Raw genomic sequence first — 13445 nt, forward strand, 5'->3', positions numbered from 1 at the left:
GCACCACGGCCTGGCTTCAATGCGGCGTCATTCGCCCAAGCATTTCTTGCGCATTGGCGATCAATTTTTCCGCAATCACATTGGCATTCACGGTGAATTTCCCTTCCGTGATCGCCTGAGAAATGCGTCCGACCTTGGCCGCGTCAAAGCTGCCGTCATCGGGCACACCTTGCAAAAGCTGTGTCGCGTTGGTGGACAACTCCAGCTTGGCACTCGCCTCGGGCGTTTTCTTGCCTCCGACCGGAGCGCCGCCGCCATTGGCCGCTGTCCGCCCCGTTTGGGCCGCAGCGGGTTTGTCTACCCCCACCGGGGTTGACGAGAGTTCAGGACTGTTACCGATCTTCATGGTGCTCTCCACAGACTTGGCAAACGCCCAAGCCTTTCCAGGTTTTGATCAAGCAAGCGCAGATTCTCTCGAAACTGAGCGGCTTTTTCGGTATATCGACGCGGGCAAAGAATACTTTAGAACATTCGACAAAATAACACCCCTGCGTCATGGCGGCCAAGCCATGGCGACGAGACTGCCAAGCGGCCGGCCAACGTAGCGGGATTGCGGTGCTCATAGCAGCATCTCCACATGACGTTCACCAACCACCCGGCCGGAAATGATCCGGCCATTTTCAAAACGAACCTTGACGCTCTGTCCTTCCAGTCCCGCCGTCATGGCTTGCCCTTCTCTGGCCACCGCAAAGCCCGAGCCCACGGCCCGCACCATCACGGTGTCCCCAGCGGCAAACCACTGACGCACCTTCAAACTGTTGCTGCGTACGGCTTCCCCGGCCGCCAAGGGACGGAGGAGCGTACGTCCGACCAGGCTGGTGGCATCCGAAAATACCGCCCCCGCCTCGGCCGCTATATCTATTTCGGCTGAACCAAGCAGAGCTTGAGTCAGCACAGCCCCGGCCGGCAAGGCGTCGGCGGCAACCAAGGCGCGCGCATAGACCTTGACCGTCACCGGCAGACTGACATTCCAGCGCACCGTCCCGTCTAGGCAGCGGATGCCAATACGCGTGCGGCCCCACATGGGCAGGCCGGGTGGCAAATAGGCTTGCACCTGCTGACAGGGTGCAAGTTTCAACCGCGGATCCAGCCGGCCGACTTGTACATCGACTCGAGCCTGCGCCGGCATGCCTGCCCGGGCGCCCGCTTGAGCGATTTGTTGCACCTGCGCGCTCAATTCGGTGCTCAGCTCAGTACTCAGGCCACGCATGTCCTGGGCCATGCCAGTTGAGGAGCAGACAGCCAAGCCCAACAAAAAGCGCCTGCACCGACCCAGCATGCGGGCCACACGGTGGGCTCGCAATTGGAGGGGGGTTGGGCGAAGCTTGAACATGTTTGGACTTTAGACCTCACCCTGCCCTGACCTTGCCGCGATATGCACAGCAAAGCGCCTGCTTATTTCGCTAATGTTTTCAAAGGGCCACCAACACAATCCGTTCACATCGCCTATTCCCCCTTTTCGGCCCGCGGCCAAATCGAGGAATGCAGGGCACAAGCCTCTACTTGTGCCGGCCGCGACCCCTAGGAGCCGATCATGCTGAACCGAATTACCGATGCCCTGAACTTCCAGACCCAGGCCCTGACCCTGCGGTCGGAGCGGCAGCGTCTGCTGGCCAGCAATATCGCCAACGCCGATACGCCGGGCTTCCAGGCCAAAGACATGGATTTCGCCCGAGCTCTGCGCGAGGCAAGTTCCGAGAATGCCCAACCGGGCGCGCTGCGGACGACGCAAAGCGGCCATATGGCGCCGCCGGCCGGTGCGCGCAGCGAGTCGCAAAAGCTGTACTCCACGGCGGCACAAACCAATTTGGACAGCAACACCGTCGACATGGACCGCGAACGCGCCAACTTCGCCGACAACTCCGTGAAGTACGAAGCGACGCTGCGCTTCATCAGTGGCTCGGTGCGCACCGCGCTGGATGCGATGAAGTCGCATAACTCGGCATAACGCCGCCTGATCTGCTTACTTGAGAACAGGAGTCCTCGATGTCAATGTTCCAAATCTTCAATGTCGCCGGCAGCGCGGTCAGCGCCCAAAGCCAGCGCCTCAATGTGGTGGCCAGCAACCTGGCCAATGCCGAAACCGTGGCGGGCCCTGACGGCCAGGCCTACAAAGCACGTCAAGTGGTGTTTCAGACCGCCTTGATGGGTGCGGGCAATGACCCGGCCAGCGCCGGCGTGCGCGTCAGCACCATCAGCGAAGACCAAACACCGGGTCGGCGCGTGCATGACCCCAAACACCCCAAGGCCGATGCCGAAGGCTATGTGACCTATAGCAATGTCAACACGGTCGAAGAGATGGTCAACATGATTTCGGCCTCGCGCTCTTATCAAAACAATATCGAAGTGATGAGCACGGCAAAAAGCCTCTTGCTCAAAACCCTGCAACTCGGTCAGTCCTGAGGACTGAATCAGAAAGCTCATCATGGCTGCAAGCGCTGTCTCCAACACCACGACGACCACCAAGGCTTCCACGGACTCGCTGATGCCGCAAGGCAGCAAGAATGCGGCCGAAACGCAGGACCGTTTCATGAAGCTGCTGATCGCTCAGATGAAAAACCAGGACCCGATGAACCCGATGGATAACGCGCAGGTCACCAGTCAGATGGCGCAGATCCAGACGGTCACCGGCGTCAGCAATCTGGACACCAGCATCAAATCGCTGTCAGCGCAGTTCGTGCAGATGCAGGCACTACAAAGCGTTTCGCTGGTCGGCCGCGACGTCAGCGTCGAAGGCAATCGTCTGCAGATGGACCAAGGCGTCGGCACCGGCGTGTTCGAAATCAGCGCGCCCGCAGACGCCGTCAAGCTGGAAGTCCTCAGCCCCGGCGGCAATGTGATCGACACGGTGCAACTCGGTGCCCAAGGGGCCGGACGGCATAGCTTCGACTGGCAGCCAAGCGAAAACGACCCGAGCGCCAAGTACAACTTCCGCATCACCGCCACCAAGGGAACAGCCCCCGTATCCAACACCACTTACAGCCTTGACAAGGTCCTTGCCGTGAATACCGGCGGCGCCAAGCTGCAGTTGCAGCTCCAAAACGCTGGCCTGGTTGACTACAGCAGCGTCAAGACTTTCGACTGATTTCACTCCCAACGCAGCACAGAACAAGGAACCATCATGAGTTTCCAACAAGGTCTATCCGGTCTCAACTCCGCCGCCAAGAACCTCGATGTCATTGGCAACAATATCGCCAATGCCGGCACTTATGGCGCCAAGTCTTCGCGGGCCGAATTCAAGGAGGTCTATGCCGGTGCGCTCAGCGGCGCCGGGGGCAGCCCTATCGGCATCGGCGTGACACTGGGCTCGGTCTCCCAGCAGTTCACGCAGGGCAATATCACGTCCACCGACAACCCCATGGATCTGGCCATCAATGGCGGTGGTTTTTTCCAAGTCGGTGACGGCAAGAGTCCGGTGTCTTACTCGCGCAATGGGCAATTCAAGGTCAGCCAAGAAGGCTTTATCGTCAACGGCGAAGGTTTCAAATTGCTGGGCTATCCGGCCGATGCCACCGGCGTCATTCAACCGGGCTTGGCACAGACCTTGCGCTTGCCGACCGCCGGCATCGCGCCCAAGCCCACCACCGAAGTCAAGATGGAGTTCAATCTTGACTCCCGGGCTTCCTATACAGGCAAGACAACAGACCCAGGCATCAACCTGAAAGACGCCAAGACCTATAACAACGCCACGTCGATGACCGCCTTTGATGCCAAGGGACAAAACGTTGCGGTGACCTTTTACTTCCAGAAAGTTCAGCCGGTCACAGGCCCCTTGGCTGACCCGCCGACCGACCCGGTTGACCCCTTGGAAACCACCAAATGGAATGTGTTTGCGACCGCCAATGGTGAGTTCTTCACCAAAGACTCGGCCGGTAATCCCATCCTCACAACGCCGGGAGATCCGGCCGCCATCCCGCCGACCGTGGCGCGGATGATTTCACCATACACCACGCTCGAATTCGACCCCAAAGGGGGCAAGCCGATTTCACCCTTGACAGAATTGGCGATGCAAATACCGGCCACTTCCACAGTGACAGGGTCGAGCTTGGAGATCCTCGGTATCTCGCTGAACGTGCTGGGTGCCAGCGAAAACGGCTCCAGCTTTGGCGTGACGAATTTGACCCAAAACGGCTATGCACCGGCCCAGTTGGCCGGCATCGTGGTCGAGGGAACGGGGGTCGTGACGGCGCGTTACTCGAACGGTCAATCCAAGCCTGCGGGTCAAGTCGAATTGGCCAATTTCATCAACCCGCAGGGCCTGCAACCGCTGGGCGGCAATCGCTGGGCGCGCACCTTGACCTCGGGTGAAGCGGTCGTGGGTGTGGCCGGTGACGGCAATCTGGGACGCATTCAATCCGGCGCGCTGGAAGAATCCAATATCGACCTCACCGCCGAACTCGTCAATATGGTGACGGCGCAGCGCGCCTACCAAGCCAGCGCGCAGACCATCAAAACGCAGGACCAGGTTCTCCAAACCATCGTCAACCTGCGTTGATAACCATGGCCCACCCCCTTAGTCGCTTCGCGCCACCCCCTCAAGGGGGCAGAGCCCACTGGCCCGGCAAAGCCGGTTCCAGGGGCTCAGCGCAGTCAGACCGGTGGTGCGCCACAAGTGCACTGCCTGGCCAAACTGGAGGCCCCATATGGACCGCATGATTTACCTCTCGATGGCCGGCGCCAAGGCCTCGATGCAGCGCCAGGACGTGCTTGCCAACAACCTAGCGAATGTCTCGACCAATGGCTTTCGCGCCGAGCTGCAGGCGTTCCGTGCAGTGCCGGTCAATGGCGACGGCGCCAGCACACGCGCCTATGCACTTGAAACCACCGTCGGCTACAACCCCAACGGCGGGCCGGTGCAAGCGACCGGGCGCAATCTGGACGTGGCCATGAAGGACAACGCCTGGTTGGCCGTGCAAGGCCTGGACGGCACCGAGGCCTACACCCGCGCCGGCTCTCTCGATGTCAATGCCGAAGGCCTGCTGGTGATGCGCAATGGCCTGCAGGTGATCGGCGACGGCGGACCCATCACCGTGCCGCAAAACACCGAACTCGCCATCGGCACCGACGGCACCATCAGCGCCAAAGACAGCAAGGGCAAGACCAGCACCGTCGCCAAGCTCAAGCTCGTGACACCGGAGGCGCCGCTAACGCGTGGACCGGATGGTCTGTTCAGGGCCGCAGAAGGCGACTTGACCGCCAATGCTGACGCACGCCTGCAAGACGGCGCGCTTGAAGGCTCCAACGTCAGCCCGGTCGAGACCATGGTCGGCATGATTGCCGCCGCCCGTCAGTTTGAGCAGCAGATGAAGTTGCTGCAGATTGCCCAGACACAGGGCCAGCAGTCGGCCAAATTGCTCGGCTCCACCTAACGTCGATATTCAAGGACAGTCATCATGATTCGCTCCCTCTACATCTCCAAGACCGGCATGGAAGCCCAGCAGACGCAGCTGGACACCATCTCGCAGAATCTGGCCAACGTCGCGACCAATGGCTACAAGCGTTCGCATGCCATTTTCGAGGACTTGATGTACCAGAACTTGCGCCAAAGCGGGGCCAACACGACCGAGCAAACGCAGCTGCCCACGGGCTTGCAGATTGGCCTGGGCGTGCGTCCGGTGGCGACTGCGCGCATCTACAGTCAAGGCAATTTGCAGCAAACCACCAATAATCTGGACATTGCCATCAAGGGCAGCGGCTTGTTCCAGATCCAGCAGCCGGACGGCACCACCGCTTACACCCGCGACGGCTCCTTTCAGCTCAGCTCGGCCGGCCAGATCGTCAACAACAACGGCTACACGCTGCTGCCGGGCATCACCATTCCCAATAATGCGCAGAGCGTGACCGTAGGCACCGATGGCACGGTCAGCATCACTGTGCCCGGCAATCCGACACCGCAAACCGTCGGGCAGATTCAGCTGGCCAATTTCATCAATCCGGCCGGCCTGGACCCAAAGGGCCAAAACCTGTTCACCGAAACAGCCGCTTCCGGCACGCCGACCAACGGCGCGCCAAGCTCGGACGGCTTAGGCGTGTTGCAGCAAGGCTATGTGGAGACGTCCAACGTCAATGTGGTGGAAGAGTTGGTGGCGATGATTCAAACCCAGCGCGCCTATGAAATGAATTCCAAGGCCATACAGACCTCGGACCAGATGCTGCAAAAGCTCGCACAAATTTGAGGCGCATCATGACTAACACTCGATTCTTTCGACGCTCGGCCAAGATCAGCCTGGCACTCGGACTCAGCGCTGCTCTGAGCGCTTGCGGCACGCTCTACCCCGTGCCCCAAGTCGACCTACAGCCCGGTCCGGTGGTGACGCTGCCTTCGCTGCCGCAAAACAGCCCCAGCAACGGGTCGATTTATCAGGCAGCCAGCTACCGCCCGCTGTTTGAGGACCACCGCGCACGCATCGCCGGCGACACCTTGATCGTGCAGATCGTCGAGAAAATCAGCGCCAGCCAAAGTTCGACCAGCGCCTTGAACAAGAGCGGCACGGTCAGCGGCGAGGTCACCGCCATTCCCTTCGTCAGCCCCAAGGCCTTCGCGCGCGCTTCGACCGCCGGCACTTCGGCCACTGTCGCGGCCGGCAAAGGCAGCAACGAGAACTCCAACAATTTCTCCGGCAGCATCACCGCGGTGGTGACGGCCGTGCTGCCCAACGGCCACTTGTTGATCAGCGGTGAGAAACAAATTGGCGTCAACCATAACGTCGATGTTCTACGTTTCTCAGGCCAGGTTGACCCGCACATGATCACGCAGGGCAACATCATTGCGTCGGCCTCGGTCGCCAATGTTCGGATCGAACAAAAGGGCCGCGGAGCGACCGCCGACATACATGGAATAGGCTGGTTCTCACGCTTCTTTTTGAACCTTTCTCCGATTTAAGTTTGCGCAGAATCGGTCGTAGAAGTCCCCCTTCACGACCATCATGCAAACCTCCTCAAAAACCCCCTCTTTCAGCGCCTTTGGCCCGATCATCACGGCCCTGCTGCTCAGCAGCGTGCTTGGGTGGTCACAGCCGGCCCAAGCGGCCCGCATCAAAGAGGTCGCCTCCGTCCAGGGCGTTCGCAACAATGCCTTGACCGGCTACGGTTTGGTGGTGGGCCTGGACGGCACCGGCGACCAGACCACCCAGTCCCCCTACACCGGCCAGAGCCTGTCGGCCATGCTGCAGCAGTTTGGTGTGACCCTGCCGCCGGGCGTGACGATTCAGCCCAAGAACGTGGCCGCCGTGATGGTGACCGCGCAACTGCCAGCCTTTGCACAACCGGGCCAGCAGATCGACATCACCGTGGCTTCGATCGGAAACTCCAAGAGCTTGCGCGGCGGTACTTTGATTTCGACGCCTCTGCGCGGTGCCGATGGTCAGGTCTATGCAATGGCTCAGGGCAATCTGATCATCGCCGGCGCCGGCGCCGCAGCCGGCGGCTCCAAGGTCCAGGTCAATCACCTCAGCGCCGGCCGCATCCCGGCGGGCGCCTTGGTCGAGCGAAGCGTGGCCACACCGCTGCAAAACAGCGACTTCATCCAGCTCGACCTGAACTCCATCGACTTCACCACCGCACGCGCGGTTGCACGGGCCATCAACAAGGCCAAAGGCGCCGGTGTGGCTCAAGCCCTCGACGGCCGAGTGGTCCGCGTGCGCGCCCCGATGGATGCGGACGAGCGCGTCAACTTCATGGCCGATATGGAGAACCTCAGCTTCGAGCTGTCCGAGCCCGCCGCCCGCATCATCATCAACGCCCGCACCGGCTCGGTGGTCATCAACCAGGCCGTGACTTTGGCAGCCTGCGCGGTGGCCCACGGCAGCCTGTCGGTGACGATCAGTTCAACACCGGTGATCAGCCAGCCCAATGCCTTGTCTGGCGGGCAGACGGTGGTCAGCGAAAAGACCGACATCGCCATCAAACAAGAACCCGGCAACTTGATCCAACTGCCGGCCGGTGCCAAATTGGCCGATGTGGTGAAAGCACTCAACTCCCTGGGTGCCACGCCGCAAGACCTCTTGGCCATTTTGCAAGCGATGAAAAGCTCGGGCGCCTTGAACGCCGAGTTGGAGGTAATTTGAAATGGCACTGTCCCCCAACTCCCTATCAACCACGTCCCTCCCCTCCGGCGGCAATGATTTCCGCTCGCTCGACGCCTTGCGCGGGTCGGCTGTACGCGACCCCAAGTCAAGCATCCGCGAAACCGCCAAGCAATTTGAGTCACTCTTCATGCAAGAAGTGATGAAGAGCATGCGCGCCGCCACCATGTCCACCGAAATGATGGATAACTCGGCCACCAAGCTGGGCACCGAGATGCTGGACACCCAGTTCGCCGGCAAGATGACCGGCCTGCCCGGCGGCTTGTCGGGCGCGATCGAGCGCCACCTGCAACGCCAACTGGGCATCAGTGGCAAAGACGGTGACAAAACTGCCGAGAAGTCCGCTGTGCAAGCCTTGCCTGCACTGGCCCAGAAAGGCATCGCGCCGCATGTGCAGAGTTTTATTCAAAAGCATGACAGCGCCGCCAAGGCCGCCGAAGCGCAGACCGGCATTCCGGCCAGCTTTATGTTGGCGCAAGCGGCCCACGAATCGGGCTGGGGCAAGCGTGAGATCACCGGTGCCGGCGGCACGCCCTCCTTCAATGTCTTCGGCATCAAGGCGACTTCCAGTTGGACCGGCCGTGTGGCCGAGGTGCAAACCACCGAATTCATCGATGGCAAGCCTCAGAAAGTCATGGCCAAGTTCCGCGCCTACGCCAGCTACGAGGAGAGCTTCAAGGACTACGCCAAGATGATTGGCACCAACGAACGCTATAGCAAGGTCGTGGCGCAGGCGCAGAGCGGCGGCGCCGAAGGCTTCGCGCGCGGCCTGCAAAAAGCCGGCTACGCGACCGACCCCGAGTACGCTCAAAAACTGGCCCGCGTCATCAACACCACGGTGCGTGTGCAACGCGCCTTGGCTTGAGCCCGCGCGCTGAGGAGCACTGAGCATGGGTTCCCTGCTTTCGATCGGTATTCGCGCGATGATGGCCAATCAGGCCGCCATCCAGTCGGTCGGTCAGAACATCGCCAATGCCAATACACCGGGCTACTCACGCCAGTCGGTGATCCTGACAACCCCTAACGGACAATTCACCGGGGGCGGCTTTTTTGGTCGAGGCGTCAATGTGCAGACGGTTGAACGGGCGCACAACGAGTTCCTGACCACGCGGGCCATCAGCTCCAAAGCATTGGCCCATATGGATTCGACCAGCATGGACAAGCTTTCCCAGCTGGAAAAAGTCTTCCCACCGGGCGAAACCGGCCTGGGTGCGGCCGCCGGGCAGTTTTTGAGTGCCATGGTCGATGTGACCAGCCGTCCGTCTGACCCTTCTGCGCGGCAAGTCGTGATGGGCCGCGCCACCGAGCTGGCCTCGCGCTTTTCCAGTGCGGGCCAACAACTGGGGGAATTGCAAGCCGGCGTCATCAGCGATATGCGCACCAATGTCGATGTGGCTAACCAATTGGCCGAGCAGATCGCATTTGCGAACCGCGAGATCTCCGGCGCCATTGGCACCGGCCACACGCCCAATGACCTGCTCGACAAGCGTGACCGCCTGATCTCGAACCTGAGCGAGTACATCCAGGTCTCTACCCTGGCGGCCAGCGACGGCTCTGTCGGCGTCTTCATCGGCGGCGGGCAAAGTCTGGTGCTGGGTGCACAGGCGCAGCGCCTGTCCGTCAGCGTCGACCCTTACGACGTCAAGCGAGGCACCCTGAGCATTGGCGATGCCAGCGGCAGCCGTGAACTTGACGAATCGGTGCTGACCGGCGGCTCATTGACTGCCCTGCTCAAGTTTCAGAACAAAGACCTGCAAGACGCCCGCAATCTGCTGGGACAGATGGCTGCGGCCATGTCGAGTCGGGTCAATGGTCAACAGGCGCTGGGCATGGACTTGTCGGTCCCCCCTGGCAAAGGTGTGCCGCTGTTCGCCGTCGGCGCGCCGCGCAGCCTGCCCTCGGCCACCAACGGCCGCGACGGCACGGGCCGCTTTCTCACCGATGTGAAGCTCACCATCACCAATTCCAGCCAGTTGCAGGCCAGCGCCTACAAGCTGCAGGCCAACTCCAGCGGCGCACCCGGCACCTATTTGCTCACGCGCTTGAGCGACGGTGTCCAGACCAGTATTGTTGACGGCGACACGGTGGACGGCTTCAAGATGGACTTCACCTCCGGCGCGCCCGGCAATGGCGACACCTACATTCTTGAACCGGTAGGCCAAGCCGCGCTCGAAATGCGCCGGGTCTTGGATCAAACTTCGGGCATTGCTGCAGCCTCCCCGCTGAGCGCGGCGACCAATATCGACAACAAGGGTTCGACCACGGTCAATTCGATGTACGCCGTCAACGACAAACTGGACAAAACCCAGGCGCCGATGACCTTGACCTTTGGCGACCCCGACCCGCTAGACCAGGCCAAACTCCAGTACACCTTGACGCTGGCCGATGGGTCGGTGCTGAACGGTACTTGGGCGGCCGGTCAACGGATCGGCAATGAGCCCAATGCCGTGCCGCCGATTGATCTCGGCTTTGAGCTGAGCCTGAACGGGGTACCGCGCAAGGATGACACCATTTCCATCGAGGTCACCAAATATCCGGCGACCAATAACGGCAACGCCAAGGCCTTCCTGAACATCCAGACCGAGAAGTTCATTGGTCAGCGCCTGCAGCCCGACGGCAGTCTGGCCGTCGGCTCCACCATCAATGAGGCCTATGCGTCCTCGATGAGCGAGATCGGCTCACGCGTGCAGGGAGCGACCTATTTGTCCGGCGTGTCGGTCAGCGTCGCGGCCGAGGCCGAGGCCAGCCGCGCCGGCCAGGCCGGCGTCAATATCGACGAAGAAGCCTCTCGCCTGATGCAGTATCAGCAAGGCTATCAAGCGGCCGCCAAGGTGCTGCAAGCGGCCCAATCCATTTTTGACGAGCTGCTGAGAATTGCAGCCCGCTAAATCAGATCAGTCAAGGAGATAGCCATCATGCGCTTGTCCACCGCCAATATGTTCGACACAAGCATCGCCACGCTGCAGCGCCGTCAGCAGCAGATGCAGAATTCGCAGACCCAGCTGACTTCGGGCAAGAAGATCGCCAACGCCAGCGATGACCCCACCGGTGCAGCGCGGGCCGAACGGGCCATGGCGACCATCAGCCGGGTGGATGCCAATCAGCGCGCGCTGGAAGCCAGCCGCAACGGCACCACCTTGAGCGAGGCCGCTTTGGGCGATGCCAATGAGTTGCTGCAACAAATGCGGGAAACCATGGTCTCCGCCGGCAACGCCAGCTACAGCGACTCCGAGCGCATCGGCCTGGCCAACAAGATTGCCGGTCTGCGCGACCAGTTGCTGGCCATCGCCAACCGCGGCGACGGCGCCGGCGGCTTTCTCTTCTCGGGCCAAGGCTCCAGCGACCCGCCGTTCCTTGACCAGGCCGGGGGCGTGCGCTTCAACGGCATGTCCGGCAGCATTCAAACCGGCAATATCGACAATTTCCCCTTGACCGTGGACGGGCGCATGGCTTTCGAGCAGGCGCGCAGCGGCAATGGCAATTTCGAGACTATCCCCAAGCCCAACACGATCACGGGCGCACAGCCCAAAGGCTGGATCGACGCCGGTCGGGTGTCCGATCCGGCCGCACTGACCGGCCACAGCTATCAAATCAATATCAGCGGCACGGCCCCCGCCACCACCTATGACGTGCTGGACGTCGACACTGGCGCATCGGTTCAGTCCGGCGCCTATCAGACTGGCAAAGCGATCACCTTCGACGGCATGTCGGTGACGATCTCGGGCAACTTGGCCGACGGGGATCAGTTTGACCTCGCCCAATCCACCAACTCCCTCAAACTCTTCGACGTGCTGGACCGAACCGTGGCCGAGCTGCGCATGCCCTTGCGTGCCGGCGCCGAGATCACGCAGTCCAATTCCGGTCGCGTGCGCGACATTGATGCGGTGATGGTTAACCTGCAAAATGTGCGCAGCCAGCTGGGTGAGCGGCTGAACAATCTGGACGGCACCGAAAGCCGGATGGCCGCCCTGAAGCAATACAACCAAGCCGAACGCTCGGCCGCCGAGGATCTCGATATGGTGCAAGGCATTTCCGACTTCCAGAATCAGCAAAACGGCTACGACACCGCCTTGAAGACCTATGCGATGGTGCAAAAAATGTCCTTGTTCCAATACATCAGCTGAGCCTTGCGCGCATCACCTCCACCGATCCGACCGACCCGCCATATTCAATGAACCATCAGATTCTGGGCGCTGTTGCGCTGGGCTATACCCCTTTGATCGACCGCCAACGCATGGTCACGGCCACCCGCTTGACCGTGATTCCCTTGCGACCCGACGCCAAACTGGAGGCCAGCGACTTGCTCGCGGCCGTGGCCGAGGTCTGGCCCGCCGGGGGCACTCAGGTGATCCTCAATGTCTTGAGCGAAGACCTGCTCGAGAGCCTGCTGCGCACCGAACCTTCGGCCAATGTGATGATAGAAGTGCCGGCCTTTATGGCCAGCGACGCCGCCCACAGTGAGCTTTTTCTGGCCCTGAAAAAACACGCCACCCCGCTGCTGCTGAAAGGCTTGCCGAGCACGGCCTTGGCGGCCGAAGTCAAACCTTGCTTCACCCATGTGGTGCTGGATCTGGACGATGAGAGTCGCGGCCTGACCGACAGCACCGGCCTGCCCAAGCTGCAGTCGGGCCTGCGCAGCGCGGCCGACATTGACGCGAGCTTTGCCCGTGGCGTGCACGGGGTCATCGGGTGGCCCATGCAAGGTGCGTACGAGGCCCCGGCCGTGCCCGGCAAGTCCGAAGTCCAGGCCGACTTGCAGGTCATTGTCGAATTGATGTCACGCATCGACCAAGGCGAGGACGTCGAGCGGCTGGAGCAGACCCTCAAGCGCGACCCGAGTCTGGCCTTCAAGCTGCTGCGCTATCTGAATTCGGCCGCCTTCGGCTTGCCGGTGGAAGTGGCCTCCTTCCGCCACGCCATCATGTTGCTCGGTTATGCGCGCATGAAGCGTTGGTTGGCCTTGTTGCTGACAACGGCCAGCAAGGACCATGCGATGCGCCCCATCATGTTCGCGGCCTTGCGGCGCGGTCTGTTGATGGAGGAACTGGCCAAAGGCATGAGCGATTCCGAACTGCGCGATGAAATGTTCATCTGCGGCCTGTTCTCCTTGCTGGACCATATGCTGAAGCAGCCCTTCAGCAAGCTCTTGCAGTCGATCCCTATGCCCGAGCGCGTGCGCCAGGCCCTGGTCGATGAGACCGGCCCCTATCAGCCCTATCTGGAACTGGTTCGCGCCGTCGAGCATGCGTCGGTTTACGACTACCGCAGTGCCGCCGAACAGCTGATGCTGGGCGCCGAGGAAGTCAATATGTGCGTTCTGCGGGCCTTGAGCAAGGCCGCGCAACTGGAGTGAGCAGCCCC

At 61.2% G+C, this 13445-nt stretch carries 14 protein-coding genes; 12 read left to right on the forward strand and 2 right to left on the reverse strand.

Going from position 1 to position 13445, the window contains the following annotated elements:
• Window positions 1–16 precede the first annotated feature (16 nt).
• Window positions 17–346, reverse strand: a complete 330-nt coding sequence (gene flgM, locus LNV08_RS09505; RefSeq protein ID WP_263533448.1) for a flagellar biosynthesis anti-sigma factor FlgM — start codon at window positions 344–346, stop codon at window positions 17–19.
• 213 nt (window positions 347–559) lie between these two features.
• The gene (gene flgA / locus LNV08_RS09510; protein ID WP_263533449.1) at window positions 560–1177 is read right to left on the reverse strand and encodes a flagellar basal body P-ring formation chaperone FlgA; all 618 of its coding nucleotides are present in this window, start codon (window positions 1175–1177) and stop codon (window positions 560–562) included.
• Between the two features lie 357 nt (window positions 1178–1534).
• Here flgA and flgB point away from each other — a divergent pair, with 357 nt between their 5' ends.
• From flgB to LNV08_RS09570, 12 genes are all read left to right on the forward strand, one after another.
• Window positions 1535–1948 (forward strand): flagellar basal body rod protein FlgB, encoded by a 414-nt coding sequence (flgB, locus tag LNV08_RS09515; protein WP_263533450.1) that lies wholly within the window; start codon window positions 1535–1537, stop codon window positions 1946–1948.
• Between the two features lie 38 nt (window positions 1949–1986).
• Entirely contained in the window at window positions 1987–2403 is a 417-nt protein-coding gene (gene flgC, locus LNV08_RS09520) for a flagellar basal body rod protein FlgC (RefSeq protein ID WP_263533451.1), read from the forward strand.
• A 22-nt stretch (window positions 2404–2425) separates the two neighbouring features.
• On the forward strand, window positions 2426–3085 hold the full coding sequence (locus LNV08_RS09525; protein WP_263533452.1) for a flagellar hook assembly protein FlgD: 660 nt from the start codon (window positions 2426–2428) through the stop codon (window positions 3083–3085).
• A 36-nt stretch (window positions 3086–3121) separates the two neighbouring features.
• The gene (gene flgE / locus LNV08_RS09530; protein WP_263533453.1) at window positions 3122–4495 is read left to right on the forward strand and encodes a flagellar hook protein FlgE; all 1374 of its coding nucleotides are present in this window, start codon (window positions 3122–3124) and stop codon (window positions 4493–4495) included.
• A gap of 148 nt (window positions 4496–4643) precedes the next feature.
• Window positions 4644–5369 (forward strand): flagellar basal-body rod protein FlgF, encoded by a 726-nt coding sequence (gene flgF, locus LNV08_RS09535; RefSeq protein ID WP_263533454.1) that lies wholly within the window; start codon window positions 4644–4646, stop codon window positions 5367–5369.
• A 24-nt stretch (window positions 5370–5393) separates the two neighbouring features.
• Window positions 5394–6176 carry a flagellar basal-body rod protein FlgG gene (gene flgG / locus LNV08_RS09540; protein ID WP_263533455.1) on the forward strand — a complete coding sequence of 261 codons (783 nt, stop codon included), beginning with the start codon at window positions 5394–5396 and terminating at the stop codon, window positions 6174–6176.
• Between the two features lie 8 nt (window positions 6177–6184).
• Window positions 6185–6883, forward strand: coding sequence for a flagellar basal body L-ring protein FlgH (locus LNV08_RS09545; protein ID WP_263533456.1), 699 nt, complete (start codon window positions 6185–6187; stop codon window positions 6881–6883).
• A 43-nt stretch (window positions 6884–6926) separates the two neighbouring features.
• Window positions 6927–8066, forward strand: coding sequence for a flagellar basal body P-ring protein FlgI (locus LNV08_RS09550; protein ID WP_263533457.1), 1140 nt, complete (start codon window positions 6927–6929; stop codon window positions 8064–8066).
• 1 nt (window position 8067) lies between these two features.
• Window positions 8068–8949 carry a flagellar assembly peptidoglycan hydrolase FlgJ gene (gene flgJ / locus LNV08_RS09555; RefSeq protein WP_263533458.1) on the forward strand — a complete coding sequence of 294 codons (882 nt, stop codon included), beginning with the start codon at window positions 8068–8070 and terminating at the stop codon, window positions 8947–8949.
• Between the two features lie 25 nt (window positions 8950–8974).
• A complete protein-coding gene (gene flgK / locus LNV08_RS09560) occupies window positions 8975–10972 on the forward strand; it encodes a flagellar hook-associated protein FlgK (RefSeq protein ID WP_263533459.1) in 1998 nt (665 codons plus the stop codon).
• 27 nt (window positions 10973–10999) lie between these two features.
• Window positions 11000–12208, forward strand: a complete 1209-nt coding sequence (gene flgL, locus LNV08_RS09565) for a flagellar hook-associated protein FlgL (RefSeq protein WP_263533460.1) — start codon at window positions 11000–11002, stop codon at window positions 12206–12208.
• A 47-nt stretch (window positions 12209–12255) separates the two neighbouring features.
• Window positions 12256–13437 (forward strand): EAL and HDOD domain-containing protein, encoded by a 1182-nt coding sequence (locus LNV08_RS09570; RefSeq protein WP_263533461.1) that lies wholly within the window; start codon window positions 12256–12258, stop codon window positions 13435–13437.
• Window positions 13438–13445: the final 8 nt, after the last annotated feature.

The sequence above is a fragment of the Paucibacter sp. TC2R-5 genome, assembly GCF_025717605.1.
In the GTDB taxonomy this organism is placed as follows: Bacteria; Pseudomonadota; Gammaproteobacteria; order Burkholderiales; family Burkholderiaceae_C; genus Paucibacter_A; species Paucibacter_A albus.

Bases quoted from the DNA above. Each gene is read 5' to 3' on its own strand.
- flgM (WP_263533448.1), bottom strand. From the start codon at position 346: ATGAAGATCGGTAACAGTCCTGAACTCTCGTCAACCCCGGTGGGGGTA.
- flgB (WP_263533450.1), top strand. From the start codon at position 1,535: ATGCTGAACCGAATTACCGATGCCCTGAACTTCCAGACCCAGGCCCTG.
- flgC (WP_263533451.1), top strand. From the start codon at position 1,987: ATGTCAATGTTCCAAATCTTCAATGTCGCCGGCAGCGCGGTCAGCGCC.
- LNV08_RS09525 (WP_263533452.1), top strand. From the start codon at position 2,426: ATGGCTGCAAGCGCTGTCTCCAACACCACGACGACCACCAAGGCTTCC.
- flgE (WP_263533453.1), top strand. From the start codon at position 3,122: ATGAGTTTCCAACAAGGTCTATCCGGTCTCAACTCCGCCGCCAAGAAC.
- flgF (WP_263533454.1), top strand. From the start codon at position 4,644: ATGGACCGCATGATTTACCTCTCGATGGCCGGCGCCAAGGCCTCGATG.
- flgG (WP_263533455.1), top strand. From the start codon at position 5,394: ATGATTCGCTCCCTCTACATCTCCAAGACCGGCATGGAAGCCCAGCAG.
- LNV08_RS09545 (WP_263533456.1), top strand. From the start codon at position 6,185: ATGACTAACACTCGATTCTTTCGACGCTCGGCCAAGATCAGCCTGGCA.
- LNV08_RS09550 (WP_263533457.1), top strand. From the start codon at position 6,927: ATGCAAACCTCCTCAAAAACCCCCTCTTTCAGCGCCTTTGGCCCGATC.
- flgJ (WP_263533458.1), top strand. From the start codon at position 8,068: ATGGCACTGTCCCCCAACTCCCTATCAACCACGTCCCTCCCCTCCGGC.
- flgK (WP_263533459.1), top strand. From the start codon at position 8,975: ATGGGTTCCCTGCTTTCGATCGGTATTCGCGCGATGATGGCCAATCAG.
- flgL (WP_263533460.1), top strand. From the start codon at position 11,000: ATGCGCTTGTCCACCGCCAATATGTTCGACACAAGCATCGCCACGCTG.
- LNV08_RS09570 (WP_263533461.1), top strand. From the start codon at position 12,256: ATGAACCATCAGATTCTGGGCGCTGTTGCGCTGGGCTATACCCCTTTG.